Below are 25,022 nucleotides of genomic sequence, written 5' to 3' on the forward strand. Positions count from 1 at the left end.
ACACAAGTATGTCAACTGTGACCTTTTACCGCGAGGATTCGCTGCCTTTTTTGGAAGCAAAGCGATGTATGAGGAGCGATCTTGCCTATCAAAAGCATTTTCATGAGGAATATTCGATTGGACTTATAGATGAGGGAGAAACGAGCGCATGGTGCGATGGAACGCTGCTTCAGGTTGAAGCGGGAAGAGTCATTAGCTTTCCGCCAAAAATGATGCATGCTTGTCAACCTCTTGATGATATGGAGTGGCAGTACAAGATGCTTTTCATCAAGCCCGAATGGTTTCAAGGCCTTAATCATACAGAGCTTGACCAGCTTGATATCCCGTACTTGCTGGAAGAGGGTAAAAATAATGCTTGTCGATTGCAAATAAACCGGACGATGGAGGCACTTATTAGCAAAGGTACTCCGCTTGAGATCGAAACGGCTTTAATCGAGCTGATACAAGCACTCGTTAGTCAGAATACGGATGATCTTGAACACGAATCACAGCGTAAACAGGATCAAAAGTACGTCAAACTGATAAAAGAGTATCTGCATGCGCATTTTGACGAAAATGTTACGTTGGAGCAGCTGGAGAATGAAGCGGGTATTAGCAGATTTCATCTTGTTCGTCTATTTAAGAAATGGAGTCATCTGCCTCCGCACGCTTATCAGATTTTGCTGAGAATCAATCATGCAAAGCTGGAATTGACCAAGCAGCGACCAATATCCGAAATTGCAGCAGAAGTGGGCTTTTATGATCAGAGTCACTTTTCTAAAGCATTTGTCAAAATCGTTGGGGCAACGCCGCAAAAATATGCTTTGTCTATTTGAAATGGAGCAATTTTATACAATACCGCTTCCTGCCTAACTTGTAAACTTAGATTTACTTGAATGAAGGAGTGGTAGAACCATTATGCATAACAGATCAGACTTAGAAAAACAATTTACAGCTGCGCTCAAATCTATCGCTCGTCGTCCTGACTTAAAGTCATATGTGGAGCAAACGCCACAGCTGAACCAAATACTGCGAGGTGCTGCTGCGCGGTATGTAACGGGTGAAGCAAGGCAAGATGGAGTTGAAGCAGCAAGCGAGCTTTCCGCAAAAGGATACGCGGTATCACTCGAGTATATCGGCGAGAATACTGCTGATGTCGCTAAATGTGAGGCAGCAGTTACAGAAATGTTGGCGCTCATCCATGAAGCTCGGCAAAATGAGCTCTCCGCACGAGTATCATTTGATCTATCACATATCGGGCTCTCGCTGGATACGGAGCTTGCTTATTCGAATCTTATGAATTTAGCTGAGCAGGCGCAGAAAGCTGGCATTGAACTATTCATTAGTATGGAAGAGTCCTCGAAGACGGACAGAATACTGACTATATTTGAGCAAGTTGCTTCTATTTATCCGAATGTCGGCATTACGTTACAGGCGCATTTGAAAAGAACACCGCAGGATTTGGCAGCTATATCCTCACCTAGCCGTATCCGCATCGTCAAAGGCGCGTATCAAGAATCCAGTGAATACTCGTTACCTCGTTCTCCAGCACTAAATGATCGTTATGTTGAACTTGCCCAGAGCGCGCTCCGCCAAGGACATCGTGTATCGATCGCTACCCATGATGAGTCCATTATTGAACAACTTCTTAATCAAGGAGTGGGATCAAGTTCAAATGCTGAGTTTGAAATGCTGTATGGCATTCGTCCAGATCTGAGCAGCAAGCTGAAAGCAGCAGGACATCCAATCAGGATTTATCTTACTTATGGACATGAATGGTATTTGTACTTGTGCCATCGCATTGCGGAGTACCCGCCGAATCTTTTTCAAGCTGTCATAGATACAGTAAGTCATGAGGGAGTCAAGCCTGTGCAGTCGTATGAGTGAAGGAACTTAGTGGTGTGATGCTTTCAAGAGAGAGCAACTACAAAAATGATCGTAAAACGCTTGAATTTTCGAGCGTTTTTTTGTTTTTTGCTTATTTATAGAAAAATGAGCATCTAAGCAAATTTATTTTATTGTTTGGGAGGTTTTGGGTACATTGGTCTAGAATTGTAGTTATAAGTAGTTCCGAAGTCTATGTTTTAACCGTAAACTAATTAAACTTTCGCTTGATAAACGAACTGGAGAAGCCATAATGATAATTAATAATAACCCATCTGCTATTAACGCTCATAATAGTTTAAAGAAAAATAATATCCAAACATCTAAAGCATCGGAAAAGCTGTCTTCGGGTCTTCGGATTAATCGTGCAGCTGATGATGCAGCAGGACTAGCCATTTCAGAGAAGATGAGAGCTCAAATCAGAGGGTTAGATCAAGCACATAAAAACGTTCAAAATGGGATATCGCTTATTCAGACTGCTGAAAGCGGATACCAGGAAATAACGGATATCATTCAACGACAAAGAGAATTGATTATTCAAGGCATGAATGATACGAATACGTTTGAGGACAAGCAGAAAATTGACCAAGAAATTCAACAGCTTAAAGAAGAAATAAATAGAATTGCTACCCAAACGGAATTCAATACCATTAATCTTTTGGGACGAGATGACTTTCAAATATTAGCCGACCGTTCAAGTCATACGATTAAAGTAAATACATCGGGACCGTTTCCTCCAACGACTATAATTAATGAACGGACAACATCCTTTTTTCCAATTGGTATGACTGAGGTTCCCGTAACCGCTCAATCTTCGAATACGAATACAACGATCGGTAACGTTAACCATTTTAACGCTTCAGTCACACCCATTACTTCACCTGATGGACGTGAGGGGTATAACAATTACGAAAAAAATGAACATATCCATACAGAGACAACAACTACAGGTACCTATTATTATGGAAGAGAACTAGTCAGCGATCCTAGATATAAAGAGCTTGATATTAAGCATTTTTCTATTAATAATGTGTTTTTTCAGACTGAGCTTATTCCAAGTGGAACTACAGTCGGACAGTACCCTGATTTTGGCGGATTTGAAGATCGGTTCATAACTGTTGAAATAGACGGTATCTCTCATACTCTTGATAACTTTACTTTAACGAGCTCGGCTATAACCTCGAGTGCGATTACAGCCGTTTATGAAAAAGATGGTATTGAAATTGAAAAGATGATGTCGACGGACGGGTCGGCTTTTAAAGCAGAGTTTAAAATTAAAAATCATTCCGGTGTAGATGATAAACAAATCAAATTTAGTGCTGGTTTTAAGCCGGAATACGACGGATCATATAATATTTCGTCCTCCAGCGGAGTTCCTACAGGCGTTACTGCTATTCAAACGGAAATACCGAATTCAGGGACTGTGTTTGAACTATCAAACGATCTTGTGAATTACGATTTTTCATTCCTGAATGGCGGAAGCTACGTTAAGCCTAATTCATTAACAACGGGAAGCGATATTTTGCAATCGTCAAACTCTGGCCCCAATGTTATTACTCCATCATGGGAAACGACGGATCTTGATGATGGCGCTGTTTTGGAATTTGGCATTGTGCTAAATCATTTTAATTTTAAGAAAGATGTTTACCTTGTAACGAATAAAACGACAAGTCAAATTGATTCTATTATTGAAACCGTTACTACGGACATAACGGATGTGGACTATATTCCGCCTCGACTTGATATTCAAATCGGGGCAAATGAAAATCAAACGATGATTATTCCCCTTTTCAGTGTGAAGCTGGAAGGTTTGGGTATTGCCGATATGTCTATTTTACCGCCGGCCATACCTAGTGAATCGCTAGCTCAAGCAGATCATGCCATAACAAGAGTTACAAACTATAGAACGATTTATGGAGCATTGCAAAATCGATTAGAACACACAGCGAACAACTTAGGAAATTATGCCGAAAATTTAACCGCAGCAGAATCACGAATACGTGATGCTGATATGGCAAAAGAGATGATGGATTTAACCAAATCGCGTATTCTGAATCAAACAGCACAAGCTATGCTCGCTCAGGCTAATCAGAATCCACAGGCTATTTTACATTTGATCCAGTAACATGAAACCTACCTTTATGGTAGGTTTTTCATGTTGTTAGGGCATCTACATTTTCGCTATTGGTTGTGGATTGGTTAAATGGCTGCCGCATGGCAGGAGGATTGCTTTTAAGAGGATAAGGCATGGAAGAGCAGCAGTGAAAATAGTTTTCGCATGGATCGAGCGCCAATTTTGTTCATTAGATTTGATAGATGATTTTTGACCGTCTTTTCACTGATCACGCATTTTTCGGAGATCTCGCGATTAGTAAAACCATAAACAACGGAAAGGATGAGAATTTCTGATTCACGCTGTGTCAGCCGATAACGAGTTGCAAAACTTTGCATAACAAAATCTAATCTTCGAATTAGAAAATCGCTAACATCTTCATTTTCTATATCGTACATATTTTTAAATATCGCTTCATGTGACGGTTTCTTCACTTCATAGGAGAGTTTCACTGTTTATGCTTACCTTCTAGCATTAAGCGGATTGAGAAAAACACACTTAAAATGAGAAGCAAACAACCGATTGCGTTCCATACGATCAAAAGCATTTCTACAAGTCTCCCTTGAACTTTTTTACTCTCACCTGCAGAAAAAAACATAGCCACTCCTAATTGTTTATCCAACTTTTCTCATTATAAATAATACGAAAGGCTTATTCTAGATGAAGAAGATCATTAGAAAATCGCTTTTTCGTCATTTTTCGACTGCTTTTACCTCGAACATATGACTTAAGTCATGTATATGATAAAATAAATAGTAAATCTATCATCCCACTCGGGGGCATGACTATGGATGTACAATTAAATAACAAAATGACTCACATCTTGTTCATCATTGTGATAGGAGCGACGATTTGCTTATTGTTGCATACGAGCAAGCTATCTGCTTTACTTTTATTACTGGTATGTACGTATATAATGATCGTCTTCATTCGAAATTACATCCTAAAGATTAACCTAGAAGGATGGATAGGCATATTGAGCTTATCTATTCAATTAATCTTGGCATCTGTTATAACAATAGGGTCGGACAGCTTTTTTGCACAAATTTATATTTTAATTCTCGTTGGAGAATTTAGTTTTTATCACAGCAGAAACCTTTCGATTCTCTTTACTACGGTGAGCTATCTCAGTTTTGTACTAGGACTTTTGGTTTATCGCCAATTCCCGCCCTTTAAAGAAATAGCTTATATGTTGCCTCGTATCATCGACTACTTTGCAATTTTTGGGATAAGCCTCCTTGCAAAAATTGCTTTTCAGCAAAAGAATCAGCTGGCCAAAGACAATGAACAGCTGCGAATCGCATCCATTGAGTTAGCAAAGAAAACACAATTACAAGAGCGGACTAGAATATCCCGTGAAATTCATGATTCCGTTGGACATACGTTGACATCAGCGTTAGCCGGCCTGCAAACAGCAGCACATGCGATTGAGAAAAACAATTATGCGATTGCAAAAGATATGATCAATAGAACGAAAGAATATATTCACAATGGTTTGGATGATGTGCGAAGCTCAGTACAGCTGCTGCATGAAAATGTTCTAGATCAACCTTTTATACCTGAGCTTATTAAGCTGATCGATGAAACGAAGAGACAAACTCAGGTGGAAATTACATGCGAGATTGATGCCACATTGCCTGAACTGCTGCCAATAGTCGAAATAACGATTTATCGGGCATTGCAAGAAGGCCTTACTAATGGAATTCGGCATGGTTGCAGTACCCATTTTGAGTTTTCGCTAACTCATCGTGATGGGCAGATCCGGTTTATTTTATCTAATAATGGAAAAGTTCCTTCGCAATTTGTTCATGGTTTTGGTTTGAAAGCGATGAATGAGAGAGTAAAGGAAATTGGCGGAGAATTAACGATTTTGAACGAGCGTGCTGCCGATGGTGTAGCACTAGACATAAGAATACCTATTCAGACGAAACGATAGAGCGGAGGGAGCAAATTGTCTAAAAGAACGATTGTGATAGCAGACGATCAGCCCTTAATTCGCGATGGTTTGGCAGCTATTCTAAGTATGGAGGAAGAATATTTAGTTGCAGCTACAACGGGTGATGGGTTGGCAACGATAGCGCAAGTACGATTGCACCGTCCTGAACTGGTTTTGATGGACATCCATATGCCGAAGTTGGATGGTTTGGAAGCAACAAAACGAATCAAAACGGAGTTTCCGGATACGAAAGTGCTCGTTCTGACAACGTTCGAGGATGAAGAATACATATGGGAAGCGATTCGGCATGGAGCTAACGGTTTTTTAGTTAAAGGGGTTGAGACTAAGAAACTTCTCTCTACGATTCAGGATTGTTTAGAAGGAAGAATCAATTATCCCAGTCGGATTCAGAAACGTCTTGTACAGGCTCTAAACTTACCAGAACAGCTTGAACAAGGATCATCCCAAGGAATTTCCGAGTCTTATTCAATCGAACGGCCTGATGACATGCTGAATGGTCTTTCTGCACAGGAACGAAATATTGTAATGCAATTGAAACTAGGGAAGTCGAATCAAGCTATCGCTTCTGAATTGTTTTTAACGACCGGTACAGTAAAAAATTATTTGAGTGCGATTTACAAAAAACTGAAGGTTTCCAGCCGAACGGAAGCTATTGCATATCTTCATCATTCTTCGGGAACAACATCACCCCCGAGTTCTACATAGTCGATTGCCGAAAAAGCTGATTTTGGGATAGCCCGAAGCCAGCTTTTTTTGCGTAGTCGTACGAAGTATTTTATGATGCGGCGCTATGCTTATTTGTTTAGTTTTTTTCGAAACCATAATCCCGTTCGACCTTGCAAACTCTTGTTTTATAGCTGCTATACCAATCTGCTATTCCTTGTTGCTGTGCGACCAAATGCCGTTCATTTTGTTTCCATTTTTGTATCGCTTCAAGGGATTCCCAATAAGAAACGGTAATGCCTAGCCCTTCTCTCACACTTTCTACACCAAGATAACCCGGTTGAACGGAAGCAAGCTTCACCATTTCATCCGCCATTTCCTTATATTGGTTCTCAATTGCTGTTCGTTCTGATGTAAATATGACTGCATAATAAGGCGGTTGTGGTGTTTTCGCAATTTCACTCATGATTTGCCTCCTTGAATATGTTCCTATAAAGTTTAAAGAAAATAATTATACAGTTGTTCGCATTGAAAATAAACAATAGGATGAGCAGAAACCAATATGTGTATTTTGAAAAACATAACGGTTGTGCTATCATAGTTTCTTCCGAATATTAGATTGATGGTAGCAAAAGGTTACATATTTCCTACACAAATGAGTATTCGAGCAAACACATCAATAGATGAAATTACATTGTTATTAATTCCTTGCCTTGGGAAGTATAACTATGAATGGATTCTTAGAACGACATCGAGAGGGTAACAAATGGAGCAGATGATTCAAGATTTAATTGGTATTGTGAATGACTTTTTATGGTCGAAGCTGTTGATTGTTATGCTTATTGCAATTGGCCTTTACTTCACCCTGCGGTCAAATGTACTGCAATTGCGTATGTTAAAGGAAATGTTCCGTCTGCTGTTTGAGTCCACAAGCGGCCCGCGCGGCAGCATTTCACCATTTCAGGCGTTTTGCATTAGTATGGCAGCTCGTGTAGGAACAGGGAATATTACCGGAATCGCTATCGCGATTGCGTTAGGTGGACCAGGGGCTGTGTTCTGGATGTGGATCATCGCCATTATTGGTTCAGCCTCGAGCTTCGTAGAAAGTACGCTTGCTCAGGTTTACAAGATTAAGGACGGTGAGAGCTTCCGCGGAGGCCCCGCATATTATATGCAAGCGGGTTTAAAGAAGCGGTGGATGGGCGCCTTATTTGCGATTTTAATTACGTTGTCCTTCGGACTCGTATTTAATGCTGTACAGTCGAACACGATTACGATTGCTTTTGAGAACTCTTTTGGCACGAATCGACTGGCAGTGGGATTAATAATGACAGCGATATTTGCTGTTATCATAATTGGCGGTGTTAAGCGGATCGCCAAGCTATCCGAATATATTGTGGTTGTGCTGGCAGTTTTGTATATTGGGGTTGCTCTTACGATTGTTGTGATAAATATTGCAGATATGCCGGCAGTGCTTGCTTTAATTGTGAAAAATGCGTTCGGAATAGAACAAGTAGCCGGCGGCTCACTTGGCGCAGCGCTTATGCATGGCGTAAAACGCGGTTTATTTTCTAACGAAGCAGGGATGGGCAGTGCTCCCAATGCTGCAGCTACTGCAACGACCAGTCATCCGGCAAAGCAAGGCTTGATCCAAGCGCTTGGTGTTCTGTTTGACACCTTAGTCATTTGTACGAGTACAGCCTTTATTATTTTGCTGTCAGGCGTGTATGAACAGCAGGGACTAGGCGGAATTGAACTCACGCAAGCAGCTCTTAGCGTACATATGGGTTCATGGGCCTCGGGCTTCCTAGCGATCATGGTTTTTTTGTTCGCGTTCAGCACATTGATGGGCAATTATTATTATGGGGAAACGAATATTGAGTTTCTCAACACTAGTAAAGTCTGGTTATGGTTGTACCGTATTTGTGTGCTGGCGATGGTCATTTTCGGGTCGGTTGCCAAAGTGCAGCTTGTCTGGGATTTAGCAGATTTGTTCATGGGACTGATGGTGGTGGTCAATCTTATCGCCATTACTCTTTTATCACGAATCGCCTTTGATGTGCTGCGTAATTATATGAAGCAGAAGAAGGCAGGGCGTGATCCGAAATTTGTGAAGAGCAGCATCAAAGGTTTGGAAGACGTGGAATGCTGGGATGACTGAGACCCGCAAGTGATGCACAAAGATAAAAAAAAGGAGTGTCCTACAGGTCAGAAGTAATGACTTGTAGGGCACTCCTTTTTGTATTTATGGTCATCATCAATCACTTTTCTCTTTGCAATATGATGAAGCTCGCTGATGATAAATGCTTATGTTTTTGTTCGATAATACGTTCAACTTTGTAGTTGCTATAGGCTCTCAAATGATTCAAAATATCCCGATCTCGAATCGTCGGCACGACGTTTGGCTCGTCTGCGCTAGTAATTCGCGTATATAAAATGACATACTCCGCCTTACATGAGAAAATGTCGTTCAACGTTTTGTTGAAATCATGGTCATCCGTAATATGGTAAAGAACGTCTAAGCAAACGACGAGCTCGCATGTTAGATAACCATGGTTAACGAAGTGTCGAGGGTTGTAGGCGAGAAAGCTTTTGGAGCGATCACCGGCAAATCTTTGCGCGCAAATATCGATGGAGGAATTGGCTACGTCCAAACCTAAATACTGTTCATAGCTCATTAACGATATTTGGTTTCCATCCCCGCATCCGAATTCGATTACCTTTTGAATCCCGTGTTCACTTATAAAAGAATTGATTACCTCCGCTTTAAAGTCCGCCAGCACACCGTAAGAGCCGCTGCCTGATGTGCCGCCTTGGGAGTAATTGTTGTCCCAATACGTTTTATAGTCAAATGGCGTCTTTTGTTCTTCGGTCATGTTGATCATTAGCCTCCTTTTATTTCATCCATTTCCTTGGCATCCACCATTATATGTATAACAGCTTTTAAGTGAACCGAAGCCAAGTCCTTATCATAGAAAACAACAAAATACTCTAAAAAATAATAAGGCCAACAACTAAAAAGTGTTTTTAGTTGTTATTAGTTGTTTTTATGTTGACTTTGTAAAGGTTGGTGAGTATGATAAACATGGAAATCATGAGTTGGATTGGGGCAGCATTTAATTCATATAGAAGAGGAGAAATGATGAATGGAGAAAATAGCACGGGTGTTCATTATAGGCTGGGATGGAGCAGGGAATTTTGTGAAAGATGCGCATACACCTCATTTGGATCGATTAATTCGTACAGGTACATTCACATTTGACGCTCAAACGGTCTCACCAACGATTAGTGCGCAATGCTGGGGATCGCTTCTTCACGGAGTAAGCCCTGAAAAACATGGCCTTACGAATGATATCGCCAGTGAACATACGTTTCCCGAGCAATCGCAATATCCTTCGATTTTCCGAATTGTAAGGGATAGTATTCCAGATGCCAAAATGGCGGCTTTCAGCGTTTGGAATCCAATTAACGATGGTATTATCGAATCGACGATTGGTGTACATAAAGTATCGATGAATGACCGTGAGCTTTCGCTTGCGGCCGCTGAATATATTAAGGGAAATCCCGATGTGTTGCTGATGTTTATCGGCTTAGACTTACCCGATGGAGCGGGGCACCAGCATGGATTCAATACACCTGAACAACTGCTTGCTATAGAAGAGACGGATGAAAGTACAGGAATCATATTACAAGCCATTGAAGAGAAGGGACTTCTGAGGGACAGCTTGATTATTGTCGTTTCCGATCATGGGGGTGGCGGGGAACAGGCTTATCAGCATGGCAGTGATCACCCACTGGACAAAACGATCTTCTGGGGCTGTGCTGGCCCTGGAATTAAGCATAATGCCACGCTTCAAGGTGAGCTCATGATTACAGATACGGCGGCAGTTGTTCTCCACGCACTAGGGCTGAATGCAAGAAGCTGGGATGCCAAGCTGCCTGAAGGCCTTTTTAATCCTTGATCTGTTTTATTCAAAAGCTGAGCTTACCCAATAAACAGCGCGTCCTTAACTAAGGAATGTGCTGTTTTTTTGTAGACATAGACAAACCATTACTAAATTCGTGATCAAAGATGAGCTATTTTCGCTAAAATAGGTGGCTTTGCGAGTGAATCTGACAACATAAACAGGGGCATACAATCTGCACATTAGTACTGCGAAAATTGCAAAAATAAGTCATTTAAAATAATAATTAACTGCTGTTGACTTCCTTCTAACGAGGAGGTAATATAATTTTTACAACATTGTATACGCTTACATTTTAAACAAATTTGTGAATACATATAGTAAGGAGGAGGTGTGTTTATAATTATCAGAAAATTCAAACAACATTTTGAAGTATCTAATTTTTTAACGATGGGGAGTGAGCCGAATGCAAAAAAAAGAATGTGTAGCGATGCTGCTTGCAGGCGGTGAAGGAAAAAGATTAAGCCATCTCACGTCTAAGCTAGCAAAGCCAGCTGTGCCTTTCGGCGGTAAATATCGGATCATCGATTTCACGTTAAGCAATTGCAGCAACTCAGGTATTCATACGGTTGGGGTACTGACTCAGTATCAACCGATGGTACTGAACGCTTACATAGGGATAGGCAGCTCATGGGATTTGGATCGGAAAAATGGCGGGGTTACCGTGCTTCCTCCATTTATGGAGCAACGAGGCGGCAGCTGGTATAAGGGGACGGCGCATGCGATCTATCAAAATATTCATTATCTCGAACAATATGATCCTGAATATGTTTTAGTTATTTCCGGTGATCACGTATACAAAATGGATTACTCCCTCATGCTCGAGCAGCACAAGGCAAGGAAAGCGGATGCTACGATCGCCGTAATTGAAGTCCCATTACATGAAGCAAGCCGATTCGGCATTATGGATGTGGATCATGAAGACCGAATTATTGAATTTGAGGAAAAACCGAAGCTGCCCAAAAATAATCTCGCCTCCATGGGCATATATATTTTTACTTGGGATGTATTAAAAAAGAAACTAATTGCAGATGCGCAGGACCCTGGATCAAGCAATGACTTTGGCAAAGACATTATTCCATCGATGCTCTACAGCAGCCATTCTATTTTTGCCTATCGTTTTAGCGGCTATTGGAAGGATGTTGGCACCGTTGAAAGCCTGTGGGAAGCACATATGGACCTTCTTCTTGAAAATCCACCGTTTACGCTTCATGATGCGAAGTGGCGAATTTACGCTAAAAACCCTAACAAGCCTCCGCATCATATCGCATCTACCGGCAAAGTGACAGGCTCCTTAGTGAATGAAGGATGTATGGTTTTTGGGGAAGTGGATCATTCCGTACTCTTTTACGGTGTTCATGTTGGTGAAGGCAGTCTCATCAAAGACTCGGTCATTATGCCGGACGCAAAAATTGGGAACAATGTCACGATTCATAAAGCGATCATTGGCTCAGGCACTGTCATTCAAGATGGCGCGATTGTAGGCAGTGCGGGTGATGCGGCTGAAATTACTCTAATCGGTGAAAACATGGTCATTTCTTCTCAATTGATATAGGAGTGAATGCGATGAATAATGTTCTTGGCGTCATCAATCTCAGCATCAACCAGCCGCTCTTGCATGAACTGACCTACTCAAGAGCGACTGCGACGGTACCTTTCGGCGGCAGATATCGATTGATTGATTTTGTATTATCGAATATGGTGAATTCCGGAATTAACAATGTGGCGGTACTCGCTCATAACAATTACCGTTCCATCATAGATCATTTGGGCTCTGGGAAAGAGTGGGATTTGGATCGGAAATACCGAGGATTGTTTATTTTGCCCCCTAACAATAGCAATGTTCCCGGCTTTAACGGCGATTTGCAAAATTTTTACGGTTCTCTCGAATATTTTGCCCGCAGCACGGAGGAGTACGTCATCGTTTCAAGCAGTCATATGATTTGCAATATCAACTATACGGAAGCTGTAGAGAACCATAAACGAACAAATGCTGATATTACCGTCATCTACAAGGAAATGGACGTCGATCGTGACGATTTCTCTAACCTCATTACGCTTGACTTGGCTCAGGATGGGCGAGTCGTCCGTATGACAGAAAATCGCCAGAACAAGGAAAGCAACAAAGCCTATATGCGGATGATCATCATTAAGAAAGAGCTGCTTATTAATCTGGTCAAAAAAAGCGTGAATCAAAACTACTATGACCTTGTCCGGCATGTCATTATTCGAAATCTGAACGAGTTAAAAGTGTATGGCTACGAATATAAAGGATATTTGGCCGTCATTAATTCCGTTCAAAATTATTTTAAGCACAGCAAAGAGCTGTTGAATCCTGAGGTATGGAAATCTCTATTTTACGAGCCGGGTGTTATTTACACCAAAATCAAGGATGAACCGCCTGCAAGATACGCGAGTAGTGCAGTCGTTAAAAATTCACAGGTGGCTAATGGTTGTATTATTGAGGGAACTGTGGAAAACAGTATCTTATTCCGAGGCGTTCGAATCGGGAAAGGGGCCGTTGTTCGAAATAGTATCGTGATGCAGAAATGTGTGATTGATGAGGATTCTAGCCTTGATCACGTTATTCTCGATAAAGAGGTACATGTTACGCGTGGAAATAAGCTGGCAGGAGAGGAAATGTCACCCACCGTTTTCTCAAAGAAAAGCATAATATAAAACATACAGCGACCGCTTCTCGTTTTTTTTACGGGAGAGCGGTCGTTTTGTATTTTAATTTACTGCATGCCTTCCATCGCAACTCTGGATTCGCTGCGCATGCGCAGCTTGTATTCTCGTGGCGAGCACTGATTTTGCCGTTTAAAGAGCTTATAGAACTGGGCCATGTTCGTAATGCCGACCTCGTAGCTGACATCCATGATGCTTAGCTCACTCGTCAGCAGCAGCAGCTCGGATCGTTTAATTCGTTTATAGTTGACGTATTCAACGAAGGAGACGCCCATCGTTTTTTTGAAATATTTAATGAAGTAGTGGTAGCTCAAATTAAGCAATGAACTAGCATCCTCTACGGACAGCTTGCTGCTTAAATGGGTGTCCACATAATCGAGAACGGGTCGTAATCGATTTAACTCAATTTCCTCTGTATCGTTCAGCAGGTTTCGGCTGTCGCTTCTAAGCAGAAGAAGCAGCAATCGCTTTATAATTGAACTAATAGCAATCTCGTAGCCTCTCATCCTCGTTTGCGACTCTTTAAATATTTCCAAAATAAAGGCATGGGTTTCTTGTTTGGCTGTTTCGTTCATGTCAAAAATATAATTAAGCTTATCGAGCGGCTCTGTCAGCTCAGAGAAGCAATTCAAATAAGGCATCGTACTTTGGTCAAAATGTTTGCCCAAATCAATCTGAAAGACAACATAGTGCTGTACTTCCGAAAGCGGCTTGTGAGAGCGATGCGGCTGGGAGGCGCCTAGCACCATCACATCGCCTGGTCCGAGGACGACATAGCCGTGCTTGCTTTGCACACCTAAGCGGCCTTCAATAATAGCAAGGAATTCTACTTCTTTATGATAGTGCCATGGATGTTTCTCAAGCGTGCTGAAATAGTCAGCTTCCGAGTAAATCTCCCAAATTTTAAGAAACAATAGCGGATTTTGATAAATGACTTCTTCGTTGATCGCTTCGGAATGCGTATCAATGGCGGTTTTTATTAGAGTCATATGCATCACCTCCATTTTGGAGTATACCACTTTTGGAAATGTTGAATCAATAAACGCGTCATTATTAGCTGTCTTTTCAGTATATCCAAAAAAGAAAGACACTTTTGAATATAAAATCAGCATGTTTAAGTATTACGTTAATGGGGCAAATTTTTTATACTGAGATTAACTGAATGAATAAGGAGTGTTCATATAATGGCAAAGGTAACGGTATGGAATGAAAATCGTCATGAGCAATTAAATCCGGTTGTTGCTGGAATTTATCCACAAGGTATTCACGGTGCAATTGCAGCCTTTCTAACTGAAGCTGGCTACGATGCAGGAACGGCTACACTAGATGAGCCAGAGCATGGATTAACGGATGAGGTATTAAACAATACAGATGTACTCATTTGGTGGGGACATCTTGCGCATGGAGACGTAAAGGATGAAATCGTTCAAAAAGTACAGCAGCGCGTGCTGGATGGAATGGGCTTGATTGTTCTTCACTCCGGTCATTTCTCCAAAATCTTTAAAGCATTGATGGGTACAAGCTGTGACTTGAAATGGCGTGAAGCGGATGAGAAGGAACGCCTTTGGGTTGTAGCGCCAAGCCATCCGATTGCTGCAGGCCTTGGAGAGTATATCGAGCTGGAAAAAGAAGAAATGTACGGCGAGCATTTTGACATTCCTGCTCCAGACGAGCTAATTTTCACAAGCTGGTTTGAGGGCGGAGAAGTGTTCCGCAGCGGCTGTACGTTTACTCGTGGAAACGGCAAAGTATTTTACTTTAGACCGGGACATGAAACGTATCCAACGTACCATAACAAAGACATTCAACGCGTCATTACGAATGCCGTGAAATGGGCACAGCCGGTAGACCGGAATCGTCCGGTTTATGGAAATGCACAGCCACTTGAAAAAATTTCAGTAAAATAAAGTTATAAGAAAAGTAATGTGACGCTTGGGAGTTTAATCCCAAGCGTTATTTTGTTTTGAGCACTATTTTGAACCGTAACATTTAGTCAAAATAGTGCATTGGCAAATGGGGTATAATCCACCATACTAAATGGAGTGATCGCTCGGGCTTGCCTGCCCGATTGCATAGATGAAATCCTTGTCGCAAGAACAATACAATAAGCTTGCACTATATCTAAGCCGTCTTCGTGCTTTTTGATATGGTGCTTTTTAATCCTATAGCCGATTGCAAAGAAAGCAGCGTTAAACGTGTTGGCAAGCGGCTGTTTTGGCGAAAATAATGCAGGAAGTTGAAAACGGTTTATTGATCTTACCAGCGCTACCGCCTAAGATAAATAAAACCAAACTCGCACGGCCTGCACATGAGAAGAGGGCATTGCTCCTGAAGAGGCTGCCATGCCTCGATACGGAAACGGTATCGGGGTTTCTTTGGTTTACATCACCCGGGAAATAATTACAGTGTGCTTTTGCAGAGAAAGTTAATGTGTTCGTTGCATGGCTTTGAAACTTCAAGTAAAGGGCGGCTGTTCATAAACAAGAAAACGGCGCTAATCATCAGAGAAAAGGGTGAGGGCTAATGATGAGCAAATCGTGGTTTAATCGGCTGCTTCTTTCCTATATGCCGATATTTATTATCGTAGTTACCTTCACTTTTTTTGTGTTTTTTCAATTAATTAGTGAGCAGGGTCGGAAAGAAGCTATTAATGCTAACAGCATGTTGTCTTTGCAAGCGATGAGGTTAATCGACACGTCTTTACGAGCGATAGATAACATGGTGATGAAGGAATCGATTAACAACAAGTCACTTATCGATTTTTTCAACAGCAACGAGAATGGTGACCCTTATATTAACATTAGCGCCGTCATGAAAATGAACGATATGATTTCTTATTATCCACTCATTGATTCTGTCTATCTGGTTCGCTATGAAGATCAGGTTGTGCTAAGTAATGCGACGGGCGGACATATCGACACCTATCCAGACAAAGCTTTTATCGAGCAATATCGCAATACGATCTCTCAGAAATGGACGGATAAGCGGGCATTTAGGCAATTTACGTTATTGGAGAGCAAGGATGTTGTCAGCCTCGTGAGAGGTGCTCCATTCATGACGGGTGAAAAAGGTATGATCGTTGTCAATGTCGCAACGGATGCTTTGGAGCGTTTAGTTCATGAGCTTTACAATTCAGAAGTCAGCTTCATTCGCATCAAAGACGGAGCGGGCAATGAATTGCTCAATGAGGCAGAACCTGTAGATTCTATGCGCGTTTATGCAAATTATAAATCGAGTTATTCGAATTGGTCTTATATAAGCGGTTTTGTGCAAGGTACGTTTATTCAAACGGTATCGTTGCTTTATAACGTATGGTTTGTGATCGGGATCCTGATGATCATTGCAGGTCTCGTATGGATGATTTATATATCAAGGCGAAATGCGAAGCCGGTAGAGCAGATTGTGTCACGCTTTAGCGGATATAAATTAGCACTGGCAGAAAGTGGAAAAAACATCGGATCTGGCAGGATTAACGAGTTTGTCTTTATCGAATCCGCACTTGATAATTTAACGGAGCAGGCAAGGCAATATCAGCAGCAATATAAGGAAGATCTTCATTTAAGGACACGAAATCTATTCCATCAGCTTATTGAAGCTGGAGCGGAACTGACGCCTCTGGAATGGCAGCGTGAAGCGCTGCGGCTGCAGCTTCCCGCGCCTGCGGATCGCCATACGCTTATTGTCATGGAACTGGATAAGTACGGAGAGTTTTGCAGCAGTTATTCGCGAAACGATCAGAATTTGTTGAAATTCGCTCTGCGAAGCATTACTTATGAGCAGTCGTCACGCTTCGGATACGCATGCTGGGCAGAATGGACAGCCTCTTCTCGTCTCAGTGTTATTTTATTTGAGAGCGGGAATGCTCATGCTGCCATGCTAGTTCAGCTTTGTGACAGTATTCGGGCTTGGATTGAACAAAATATGAAGTTCACGATTAGTATAGGAATCGGTGATCCAGCCTTGCAGCATTCCGAAATCGCAAAGTCGTTTCAACAGGCTTTGGAAGCACTTAATTACAAAATGGTGCTTGGCGAAAATCGCCTTATTACACGCGAGGATATGATGAGTCAAGGCCAAGTTGAAGTATACGCTTATCTTGGGATGATTAGATCTGCTGTTTATGCCTTCCGTAAATCAGAAGCGAGCTGGAGAGCAGAATTAGACGATTTGTTCAGCCAGATGAAGCAAGGCTTGCTCACTAAGGACGAGATTATGAACGTTATTAATTACTTGCTCTATAGTTTGGGACGCGAGTTGTCTGGTCTCGGCAAAGAATTTAATCTCGTATGGGAAAGCGAAGCACTGCCGGTTCTAACGGGAAAATTGGATAACTGCCATTCTCTAGAAAATATGCACGAGGCGATCATCGGTAAAATGACAGAGCTTGAGCATACGCTTGCAGATATGCGTTACAGCGGTCAGCATGCCGGCATTATTCAGGAGATGCGGAGAGTTATTGAAGAGGAATATGTAAATCCGAATATGTCGCTTGAATATTTAAGCGAAAAATATGATATGAATGCCAAATATGTGAGCAAGCTGTTCAAAGAAACAACAGGCCAGAAGTTTATTGATTTCTTAATTGATATTCGGCTGAATGAAGCGAAGCGGCTTTTGAAAGAGACACGGAGGACGGTTCAGGATATTGCGGAAGAGGTTGGATACACAAGTGCGATTTCGTTTACGAGAGTGTTCAAGAAAGTGGTTGGATGCTCGCCAGGCGAATACCGTTCAGAGACGCTGAAGCAGCAAAATGGCTGAATATACATGGAGTTGAAAATCGTTAAGCGCAAGAATTATGTTAGTTCTTTTATCGAAAAATGGATGCTATAGGGACGGCAGCACCGATAGTATAAGGTGCTGCCGTTTCTTATGGAGCAGCGATGCGAAAAAGGTTAAGCGCGCAATTAATGTATCTTGTTGCATAGTGAGGGCAGCTTATAAAATGATCACATGAAAGCGCAACCAAAATTGAGAATGTTAAAGGAGGCTAGCCCTTGTCCAAACTTAATCATGAATGGCATTCCGTTCCGCAGGCCTTTGCACACCCAGCAAGAAGGTATGAGCCTCTACGCAAAATGGCTCGCCACTGGCAATTGTATTTCGTCATTTTATTGCCGATTGCTTATCTCATTATATTCAAATATGTCCCCATGGCGGGCATCGTGATCGCGTTCAAAGATTACAACGTCATTAAGGGCATCTTTGGAAGCGAGTGGATCGGGCTAAAATATTTCAAACAGTTTTTCGAATCTCCAAATTTTTGGCTCTATATGAAAAATACGCTTGGCATTAGCTTCTATGGCTTGTTAGTCGGCTTTCCAGCCCCAATCATCCTTGCGCTTGCGCTTAATGAAGTGCGCAATGGACTATTCAAGAAAAGTGTACAGCTGGTTTCTTACGCACCTTACTTTATATCAACGGTCATTATGGTTTCGATCTTAATTGTCAACTTAACCCCAAACGTAGGGATTGTCAGCAAATTGTTCCAAATGCTTGGCGTAGAAAACACAAACTTTATGGGTATCCCTTCATTATTCAAATCCATCTATGTCTGGTCGGATGTATGGCAGCATACCGGTTACGGAGCCATTATCTATATTGCGGCATTAGCTGGCGTCAATCCTGAGCTGTATGAAGCGGCAAGGGTTGATGGGGCATCGAGAATACAAAAAATTATAAATGTCGATATCCCAAGTTTGATTCCGGTATCCGTCATTCTTCTTATTCTTAATCTAGGCAATCTGATGAAGCTCGGTTTTGAGAAGATTTACTTGATGCAAAATCCGCTTAACCTAGCGACCTCAGAAGTCATTTCTACTTATGTGTATAAAGTGGGCTTGCTGGGTTCGAGCTTTAGCTTCTCAGCAGCAATCGGAGTTTTCAACTCCGTTATTAATTTAACATTGCTGATTGTCGTCAACTATATCGCTAGAAAAATTTCAAATAATAGTCTGTGGTAAATGAGGCAGAAGGGAGACTTTATGAAAAAAAACATTACCATTCGAGAATCAAACGGTGATCGATTATTCATGGCATTCATTTATGCTTTTCTGACAGTGGTTCTATTAGTGGTGCTTCTGCCGCTTCTCTATATTTTAAGCTCTTCCTTTAGTTCGCCGCAGGCTGTCGTTTCCGGCAAGGTATGGCTGTTCCCGGTCCATTTCACGCTCGATGGCTACAAGGCGGTATTCAACAATCCGCAGATCGGCACTGGATTTATGAATTCATTGTTCTATACGGCAGTCGGAACGATCATTAATGTTATTCTGACGGTCATGCTTGCTTATCCGTTAGCGAGGAAAACGTTTTATGGAAGGAATTTTTTCATGGTTCTTCTTGTTATCACGATGATGTTTGAGGGCGGGCTGATTCCGTATTATTTGGTCGTCAAACAATTGCATCTGCTGGATACAAGATGGGCTATGATTTTGCCGGGAGCTCTTGCCGTATTCCAAGTCATCATAGCACGAACCTTCTTCCAGACCAGTATTCCTGAGGAGCTGTCCGAGGCGGCGGACCTCGATGGCTGCAGCGACATTCGGTTTATTTTCAGCATCGTACTCCCGCTCTCGAAGCCAATCTTAGCCGTTATGATGCTGATGTATGCGGTAGGACATTGGAATGCATATTTCGATGCACTCATATTTCTGCGATCCCAGGAATTGTTTCCCCTGCAAATCGTATTGCGTAATATTCTAATTTTAAATACGGTGGATGCGTCGATGATTTCCAATGCGAATCAGATGCTGGCTCAGCAGGGACTAAAGGATTTATTGAAATATTCATTGATTGTTGTTGCTAGTGGACCCGTACTCATCATCTATCCTTTTGTTCAGAAATATTTTGTGAAAGGTGTCATGATCGGTTCCTTGAAGGGATGAGTAGGAGGATTTCTTTTGGAGGGGGGATGGGTTGCCTTTGGGGCCGAGGCAATCATTCAGTTACAAACGTTACAGCATGCTGCTAGGAGTGACTAGGATATCACAAGGAGGAGTCGGTTTTATGAGAAAAGGATGGAAAAAATCCAGTGCAATCTTAATGTGTGTCGTACTTAGCTGTGTTATTGTTCTAGCTGCTTGCAGCAAGGATACGGGGAATTCCGGCAATGACAAAACAGAGGAAACAGGACAAAAAGAAACAAATGCTGTGCAAGAGGATCTTTTTACAGCTGTAGGTACGTATCCTATTGTGAATAAGCAGATGACGCTTAAGATGTTTGCTCCTCAGCTTCCTACGATCGAGAACATGGAGACGAATACGTACACGAAGTTTTTGGAGGAAAAAACGAACATTAAGATTGCATGGGATCTCGTCCCAAGTAATGCGCTTGAGGACCGCAAACAGCTGATGCTCGCAAGCGGTGATTATCCGGAAGTCATTTTGCAAGCTAATCTGACAAGAGAAGAGCAAATGAAGTATGGGAAACAAGGCGTATTCCTTCCTTTGAATGAATTAGTCGATAAGTACGCTCCTAATATAAAAAAAGCTCTAGCAGATATTCCATATATGAAGTCGTCTATTACAGCTCCAGATGGAAACATCTATGCGCTGCCGCAAATCAATGAATGCTACCACTGCGATAATGCTTTGAAGCTTTGGATCAACAAGGCTTGGCTTGACAAGCTTGGACTCCAGCTGCCTACAACAACGGAGGAGTTCTATCAGGTCTTGAAGGCATTTAAGGAACAAGATCCGAACGGAAACGGAAAGAAGGATGAGCTTCCGCTTACAGGATCCGATGAAATGTGGGCTGGCAACGTGTCCGCTTTCTTGATGAATGCGTTTATAGTAGATGATTATACCGAGAAAAATGCCGGCACCTTCTTATCAGTTAAAGATAGCAAAGTCGACTTTGTAGCTAACAAGGATGAATGGAAGCAAGGGCTTGAATATTTGAACAAGCTGTACAAGGAAGGGTTGATCGACCCGGCAGCCTTCACGCAAAATGCGGATGCGATTCAACAGCTGGCGAACCGCGAGCCGGATAACATTATGGGAGCTGTGACGACCGCGCTTATTAGCTACGGCTATAATATGTCGGAAACTCAGCCTAGGCACAAGGATTATGTGACGCTGCCTCCGCTGAAAGGACCAAGTGGCGTACAGCAGACGCTTAATTTCGCAGGCATTAGCAAATCGCAATTTGCAATTACGAATAAGGCGACCGCAGATCAACAGATCGCTGCGATCAGACTAGCCGATTATTTGTACACGGAGGAAGCAATTGTGCTGCAAGAGAATGGTCCTGAAGGTCAAGGCTGGCGCAAGGCAGAGGACGGCGAATTAGATATTGATGGCAAGCAGGCTAAGTATGCTTATATTCAACGAGAGAGCAAGCAAACGCATAACGATGGCTGGGAGCAAATTGGTCCTTCACTTCGTACCTATGCATACCGTTCCTCTTGGATGGCTATTCAGGACCCGCTAGCAGACGGTGGATATGGAACACGTTTGAATACGGAATCGAAAAAATATGAATCATTCCATTCCAAAGAAATGTATCCAAACGGCGTATTCATTGCGCAAGATGATGCGGAAATCGCTGCTCAGCTCAAAACAACGATAATTGATTATACAAAATCCAATATGGCACAGTTTATTACGGGCTCCAAAGACATCAGCAAGGAATGGGATGCTTATGTTAAAGGCTTTGATGGTTTGCAGCTTGGCAAATACATTGAAATTTATCAAAAAGCATTGGGCAATTCTTAATAACCGAATGGAGGAGGCTTTGCATCAATGAGTGAACTATCCAGTGATAACGTGCTAGAAGAAACAGAAGAGCAAGAGCTTCATGAAGGTGTCCACAATTTTAGCAGCGAGCGTGATTGGATACGGCCTGATAATCCAGTTACGCTTGAGCGATTGGAATGGTTTAAGGATCAGAAGCTCGCACTTATGATGCACTGGGGACCTTATTCCCAGCTAGGAGTTGTAGAGTCTTGGGCGCTAAGCGACGAGGATCAGGATTGGTCGCGTGAAGGCATTGACTGGGAGAAGGATGGCGAAACATTCAAGCAGCAATATTTTGATTTAAATAAGACGTTTAATCCGATTCGCTTTCAGCCAGACGTATGGGCAGATCTAGCGGAGGAGGGAGGCTTCAAATACCTCATTTTTACGACGAAGCATCATGACGGATATTGCATGTGGGACACAAAAACGACGGATTATCGCATCACTGATGAACAGACACCGTTTCATACGCATAAGTATGCCGATATTTGCCGTCATGTATTTGATGCATTCCGCGCGAGAGGATTGTCTATCGCCGCCTATTTCTCGAAAGCAGATTGGCATACGCCTTATTACTGGGCACCAGATATGGAACGCAGCCTTACCAACACGCGGCGTGGGCCTACTTACGACCCGCAGGAGCATCCTGAGCTGTGGAACAAGTTTGTCGCGTTTACACACGAGCAGATTACGGAGTTATTGACGCAGTATGGCCGAATAGATGTGCTGTGGCTTGATGCCGGCTGGGTAAAGCCGCTGCGGAGCGGCCAGGACATTCGGCTTGGCGAGATTGTGGAGAAAGCAAGGGAGCAGCAGCCATGGCTGCTCTCGGCAGATCGCACGGTAGGCGGACCGTATGAAAACTATGTTACCCCTGAGCAGACCATTCCGACCGAGGCGATGAACATCCCTTGGGAGAGCTGCATTACGATGGGGACGTCCTTCTCTTTCCGATATGAAGATAAATATAAACCGACGCGCCAAATCGTGAAGATTTTGCTTGAGGTTGTAGCTAAGGGCGGCAATCTCGCGTTAAATGTAGCTCCGCAGCCTGATGGCAGGCTTCCCGAAGGAGCTATCCAGCGCATGAAGGAACTTGGCGCTTGGCTGAAGGTGAACGGCGAAGCGATTTATGGTACTCGCATTTGCGCGCCTTACTATACAGGCAGTCAAGCTTTTACGCAAAAAGGAGATTATGTTTATTGTGCCAACCACTATCCATCAGCTGATACCGTAGTTTCAGAGACGGTCTTTATTCCTTATGAAGGCTTGCTGGAGTCGATTGAGCTGCTTGGAATGGAAGGAAAGCTGAACTGGAAACACGAGAACGAAGGGATTTCCGTACAGCTGCCTGAAGCTGCTATCAATGAACCAACACCAATTGCACATGTGTTTCGGATGTTGAGGAAAATTAAAGAGTGATTCAAGCTGTGAAAATAACAAAAAGAGAAGCATGCTGCCTTCAGCAGTATGCTTCTTTTTTTGTTATTTTTCTTTTTTTCTATTTTTTGTACTTATGGGAACATCAAATGTTACATAATCAACATTTCTAGTCAGCAGTAAATAGCGCATACCAGTAGCCGGATCACTAATAACAACGGAATCCAATCCAGCTGATTCAATGATTCCTTTAAATATTTTGGCATTCCATTCACGGTTGTTCTCGTAAGTCATATAGAAGGTAGCCGTTTTACCGCGATTTGATCGCAAAATTTGAACAAAAGCTGAATTTGAAGCATTGTTCTTTACTTGTTTTCTCATCATTGAATCTTCCTCTCAGCATATGATTTCTATCATAATATGAGAGAGTTTTGTTTCGTTCTTGGACTAGTTGTTCATATTTCCGAAGCCTGCAATTACCGTGAATGAGCCTGTTGAATGAACCATTCGGCCAGATGCATAAGTTTTACTTTTTGATTTACACCCGTACTGCCCTTAAACAGGATGGCTGATCCAGTTGGCATGTTTTGAGCTACCCTTCTCTTTAAACCGGAAACGGAGTGGAAATGGTTTGTTTTATTTTTGGGTAGTCCAGACTGAATGGCTCCTTTTCTGATTTCTTTCGCATTGCTGCCAATCGTGTAAAGACGATCAATGGATTGCTCCATTAGTTTTTTTCCAGCATTAAAATGAATCTTTTTTGAATGCTTTCCGAGATCATGAATCTCTCCGAGTACAGCTATTTTTTTTCGCCTTTTGGCAACCTTCCACAGTACGTCCAAAGCAGCATCTAATTCTGGATTCGTATTGAAGCTATCATCAATGAGAATGTTATTTCTAGGCAAACGATGGACTGTTAATCGTGCATAGGGCTGCTCATATTTTTTGAGACCCTGTTTGATCTGAGGAATGGTACAGCCAAGCTGATGGGAAACAGCGATCGCAAACAAGGCGTTGTATACATTGAAATGACCAAAGCCAGGAATAAAAAATGCTGCATTTTCTTTGCCTAATCGAGCGTTGAAACTCATCCCATTTTTTAAATAACGGATACGATTTGCTTGGTAATCAGCATGATTATCGATGCCAATAGTCAAGATCTTCCCTTTAAACGAAGCCAAATCGAGCAGCTTGGAGTGTTTATCGTCTTTATTTATAAATAAAAGCCCAGTCTGCTTCATCCCTCTAATCAGTTCCGATTTTGCATTAGCAATTCCACGTATTCCACTTATAAAATGGCCGACATGTGCTCTTCCTATCGTTGTGATTACGCCGATCGTGGGCTTTATTAAACGGCAATGCCTTCGTATGTCCCCAGCTTTCTTCATTCCGAATTCCAAAACGACCGCTTTATATGATGAATCGATTTGTTTACTATATTGGGAAGTAAACCAGACATCGTTCCCATTTTGAAACGATTTAAACGTTTTCCGATTTCTTTCCAAGATCGAAGCGAGCATCTCTTTTGTCGTTGTTTTTCCTGCACTGCCTGTCACGGCAATTATGGGCCTGCGCATGAACAATCCTCCTAACTCTATGAATAAATGATAGTTTAACTAGAAACAAATCTATGAAATGGTCATATATTGTAAGG

At 42.2% G+C, this 25,022-nt stretch carries 20 protein-coding genes and 1 pseudogene; 15 read left to right on the forward strand and 6 right to left on the reverse strand.

Features of this window, described 5'->3' with window-relative positions:
* Positions 1 to 8: 8 nt before the first annotated feature.
* The 3 genes from BK120_RS21395 (at position 9) to BK120_RS36300 (ending at position 3,988) form a co-directional block, all read left to right on the forward strand.
* Positions 9 to 815, forward strand: coding sequence for a helix-turn-helix transcriptional regulator (locus BK120_RS21395; protein ID WP_076269523.1), 807 nt, complete (start codon positions 9 to 11; stop codon positions 813 to 815).
* Between the two features lie 82 nt (positions 816 to 897).
* On the forward strand, positions 898 to 1,866 hold the full coding sequence (locus tag BK120_RS21400; RefSeq protein WP_076269524.1) for a proline dehydrogenase family protein: 969 nt from the start codon (positions 898 to 900) through the stop codon (positions 1,864 to 1,866).
* Positions 1,867 to 2,116: 250 nt separating this feature from the next.
* Positions 2,117 to 3,988, forward strand: coding sequence for a flagellin N-terminal helical domain-containing protein (locus BK120_RS36300; protein WP_076269525.1), 1,872 nt, complete (start codon positions 2,117 to 2,119; stop codon positions 3,986 to 3,988).
* A 107-nt stretch (positions 3,989 to 4,095) separates the two neighbouring features.
* Here BK120_RS36300 and BK120_RS21410 read toward each other — a convergent pair whose 3' ends face one another.
* On the reverse strand, positions 4,096 to 4,428 hold the full coding sequence (locus BK120_RS21410) for a response regulator transcription factor (protein ID WP_076269526.1): 333 nt from the start codon (positions 4,426 to 4,428) through the stop codon (positions 4,096 to 4,098).
* A 335-nt stretch (positions 4,429 to 4,763) separates the two neighbouring features.
* Between BK120_RS21410 and BK120_RS21415 the strand changes: the two genes are divergently transcribed.
* Both BK120_RS21415 and BK120_RS21420 read left to right on the forward strand, forming a co-directional pair.
* Positions 4,764 to 5,912 (forward strand): sensor histidine kinase, encoded by a 1,149-nt coding sequence (locus BK120_RS21415; protein WP_076269527.1) that lies wholly within the window; start codon positions 4,764 to 4,766, stop codon positions 5,910 to 5,912.
* 15 nt (positions 5,913 to 5,927) lie between these two features.
* Entirely contained in the window at positions 5,928 to 6,638 is a 711-nt protein-coding gene (locus tag BK120_RS21420; RefSeq protein WP_076269528.1) for a response regulator transcription factor, read from the forward strand.
* A gap of 97 nt (positions 6,639 to 6,735) precedes the next feature.
* On the opposite strand, the gene BK120_RS21425 is transcribed toward BK120_RS21420, so the two are convergent.
* Positions 6,736 to 7,062, reverse strand: coding sequence for an antibiotic biosynthesis monooxygenase family protein (locus BK120_RS21425; protein WP_076269529.1), 327 nt, complete (start codon positions 7,060 to 7,062; stop codon positions 6,736 to 6,738).
* Positions 7,063 to 7,362: 300 nt separating this feature from the next.
* Here BK120_RS21425 and BK120_RS21430 point away from each other — a divergent pair, with 300 nt between their 5' ends.
* Positions 7,363 to 8,757 carry an alanine/glycine:cation symporter family protein gene (locus BK120_RS21430; protein WP_076269530.1) on the forward strand — a complete coding sequence of 465 codons (1,395 nt, stop codon included), beginning with the start codon at positions 7,363 to 7,365 and terminating at the stop codon, positions 8,755 to 8,757.
* A 100-nt stretch (positions 8,758 to 8,857) separates the two neighbouring features.
* Here BK120_RS21430 and BK120_RS21435 read toward each other — a convergent pair whose 3' ends face one another.
* Entirely contained in the window at positions 8,858 to 9,472 is a 615-nt protein-coding gene (locus tag BK120_RS21435; protein WP_076269531.1) for a methyltransferase domain-containing protein, read from the reverse strand.
* A gap of 270 nt (positions 9,473 to 9,742) precedes the next feature.
* On the opposite strand from BK120_RS21435, the gene BK120_RS21440 reads away from it, so the two are divergent.
* The 3 genes from BK120_RS21440 to glgD all read left to right on the forward strand — a co-directional run bounded on the left by BK120_RS21440 (position 9,743) and on the right by glgD (position 13,240).
* Positions 9,743 to 10,558, forward strand: coding sequence for an alkaline phosphatase family protein (locus BK120_RS21440; RefSeq protein WP_076269532.1), 816 nt, complete (start codon positions 9,743 to 9,745; stop codon positions 10,556 to 10,558).
* A 409-nt stretch (positions 10,559 to 10,967) separates the two neighbouring features.
* Entirely contained in the window at positions 10,968 to 12,116 is a 1,149-nt protein-coding gene (locus BK120_RS21445) for a glucose-1-phosphate adenylyltransferase (RefSeq protein WP_076269533.1), read from the forward strand.
* Positions 12,117 to 12,127: 11 nt separating this feature from the next.
* Positions 12,128 to 13,240 carry a glucose-1-phosphate adenylyltransferase subunit GlgD gene (glgD, locus tag BK120_RS21450; RefSeq protein WP_076269534.1) on the forward strand — a complete coding sequence of 371 codons (1,113 nt, stop codon included), beginning with the start codon at positions 12,128 to 12,130 and terminating at the stop codon, positions 13,238 to 13,240.
* 59 nt (positions 13,241 to 13,299) lie between these two features.
* On the opposite strand, the gene BK120_RS21455 is transcribed toward glgD, so the two are convergent.
* Positions 13,300 to 14,238 carry an AraC family transcriptional regulator gene (locus BK120_RS21455; protein WP_076269535.1) on the reverse strand — a complete coding sequence of 313 codons (939 nt, stop codon included), beginning with the start codon at positions 14,236 to 14,238 and terminating at the stop codon, positions 13,300 to 13,302.
* A gap of 195 nt (positions 14,239 to 14,433) precedes the next feature.
* Here BK120_RS21455 and BK120_RS21460 point away from each other — a divergent pair, with 195 nt between their 5' ends.
* From BK120_RS21460 to BK120_RS21485, 6 genes are all read left to right on the forward strand, one after another.
* Positions 14,434 to 15,156, forward strand: a complete 723-nt coding sequence (locus BK120_RS21460; RefSeq protein ID WP_076269536.1) for a ThuA domain-containing protein — start codon at positions 14,434 to 14,436, stop codon at positions 15,154 to 15,156.
* A 616-nt stretch (positions 15,157 to 15,772) separates the two neighbouring features.
* Positions 15,773 to 18,010, forward strand: coding sequence for a helix-turn-helix domain-containing protein (locus BK120_RS21465; protein ID WP_256710975.1), 2,238 nt, complete (start codon positions 15,773 to 15,775; stop codon positions 18,008 to 18,010).
* A gap of 317 nt (positions 18,011 to 18,327) precedes the next feature.
* Positions 18,328 to 19,212 carry an ABC transporter permease gene (locus tag BK120_RS21470; RefSeq protein WP_076269619.1) on the forward strand — a complete coding sequence of 295 codons (885 nt, stop codon included), beginning with the start codon at positions 18,328 to 18,330 and terminating at the stop codon, positions 19,210 to 19,212.
* Between the two features lie 21 nt (positions 19,213 to 19,233).
* Positions 19,234 to 20,133, forward strand: coding sequence for a carbohydrate ABC transporter permease (locus BK120_RS21475; protein WP_076269537.1), 900 nt, complete (start codon positions 19,234 to 19,236; stop codon positions 20,131 to 20,133).
* 121 nt (positions 20,134 to 20,254) lie between these two features.
* A complete protein-coding gene (locus BK120_RS21480; protein WP_076269538.1) occupies positions 20,255 to 21,964 on the forward strand; it encodes an ABC transporter substrate-binding protein in 1,710 nt (569 codons plus the stop codon).
* Positions 21,965 to 21,991: 27 nt separating this feature from the next.
* The gene (locus BK120_RS21485) at positions 21,992 to 23,410 is read left to right on the forward strand and encodes an alpha-L-fucosidase (protein WP_076269539.1); all 1,419 of its coding nucleotides are present in this window, start codon (positions 21,992 to 21,994) and stop codon (positions 23,408 to 23,410) included.
* 63 nt (positions 23,411 to 23,473) lie between these two features.
* On the opposite strand, the pseudogene gerQ reads toward BK120_RS21485, so the two are convergent.
* Both gerQ and BK120_RS21495 read right to left on the reverse strand, forming a co-directional pair.
* Positions 23,474 to 23,701, reverse strand: a pseudogene (gene gerQ, locus BK120_RS21490) (spore coat protein GerQ); the annotation flags it as partial.
* Positions 23,702 to 23,844: 143 nt separating this feature from the next.
* A complete protein-coding gene (locus tag BK120_RS21495) occupies positions 23,845 to 24,945 on the reverse strand; it encodes a UDP-N-acetylmuramoyl-tripeptide--D-alanyl-D-alanine ligase (RefSeq protein WP_076269540.1) in 1,101 nt (366 codons plus the stop codon).
* Between the last annotated feature and the right edge of the window lie 77 nt (positions 24,946 to 25,022).

This window comes from Paenibacillus sp. FSL A5-0031, from assembly GCF_001956295.1.
Taxonomy (GTDB): Bacteria; Bacillota; Bacilli; order Paenibacillales; family Paenibacillaceae; genus Pristimantibacillus.

Excerpts from the sequence above, each read along its gene's own strand:
- BK120_RS21495 (WP_076269540.1), bottom strand. The coding sequence starts at position 24,945 with ATGCGCAGGCCCATAATTGCCGTGACAGGCAGTGCAGGAAAAACAACG.
- BK120_RS21445 (WP_076269533.1), top strand. The coding sequence starts at position 10,968 with ATGCAAAAAAAAGAATGTGTAGCGATGCTGCTTGCAGGCGGTGAAGGA.
- BK120_RS21465 (WP_256710975.1), top strand. The coding sequence starts at position 15,773 with ATGATGAGCAAATCGTGGTTTAATCGGCTGCTTCTTTCCTATATGCCG.
- BK120_RS21480 (WP_076269538.1), top strand. The coding sequence starts at position 20,255 with ATGAGAAAAGGATGGAAAAAATCCAGTGCAATCTTAATGTGTGTCGTA.
- BK120_RS21435 (WP_076269531.1), bottom strand. The coding sequence starts at position 9,472 with ATGACCGAAGAACAAAAGACGCCATTTGACTATAAAACGTATTGGGAC.
- BK120_RS21460 (WP_076269536.1), top strand. The coding sequence starts at position 14,434 with ATGGCAAAGGTAACGGTATGGAATGAAAATCGTCATGAGCAATTAAAT.
- BK120_RS21485 (WP_076269539.1), top strand. The coding sequence starts at position 21,992 with ATGAGTGAACTATCCAGTGATAACGTGCTAGAAGAAACAGAAGAGCAA.
- BK120_RS21425 (WP_076269529.1), bottom strand. The coding sequence starts at position 7,062 with ATGAGTGAAATTGCGAAAACACCACAACCGCCTTATTATGCAGTCATA.
- BK120_RS21470 (WP_076269619.1), top strand. The coding sequence starts at position 18,328 with ATGGCTCGCCACTGGCAATTGTATTTCGTCATTTTATTGCCGATTGCT.
- BK120_RS21475 (WP_076269537.1), top strand. The coding sequence starts at position 19,234 with ATGAAAAAAAACATTACCATTCGAGAATCAAACGGTGATCGATTATTC.
- glgD (WP_076269534.1), top strand. The coding sequence starts at position 12,128 with ATGAATAATGTTCTTGGCGTCATCAATCTCAGCATCAACCAGCCGCTC.
- BK120_RS21440 (WP_076269532.1), top strand. The coding sequence starts at position 9,743 with ATGGAGAAAATAGCACGGGTGTTCATTATAGGCTGGGATGGAGCAGGG.
- BK120_RS21455 (WP_076269535.1), bottom strand. The coding sequence starts at position 14,238 with ATGACTCTAATAAAAACCGCCATTGATACGCATTCCGAAGCGATCAAC.
- BK120_RS21415 (WP_076269527.1), top strand. The coding sequence starts at position 4,764 with ATGGATGTACAATTAAATAACAAAATGACTCACATCTTGTTCATCATT.
- BK120_RS36300 (WP_076269525.1), top strand. The coding sequence starts at position 2,117 with ATGATAATTAATAATAACCCATCTGCTATTAACGCTCATAATAGTTTA.
- BK120_RS21395 (WP_076269523.1), top strand. The coding sequence starts at position 9 with ATGTCAACTGTGACCTTTTACCGCGAGGATTCGCTGCCTTTTTTGGAA.
- BK120_RS21430 (WP_076269530.1), top strand. The coding sequence starts at position 7,363 with ATGGAGCAGATGATTCAAGATTTAATTGGTATTGTGAATGACTTTTTA.
- BK120_RS21400 (WP_076269524.1), top strand. The coding sequence starts at position 898 with ATGCATAACAGATCAGACTTAGAAAAACAATTTACAGCTGCGCTCAAA.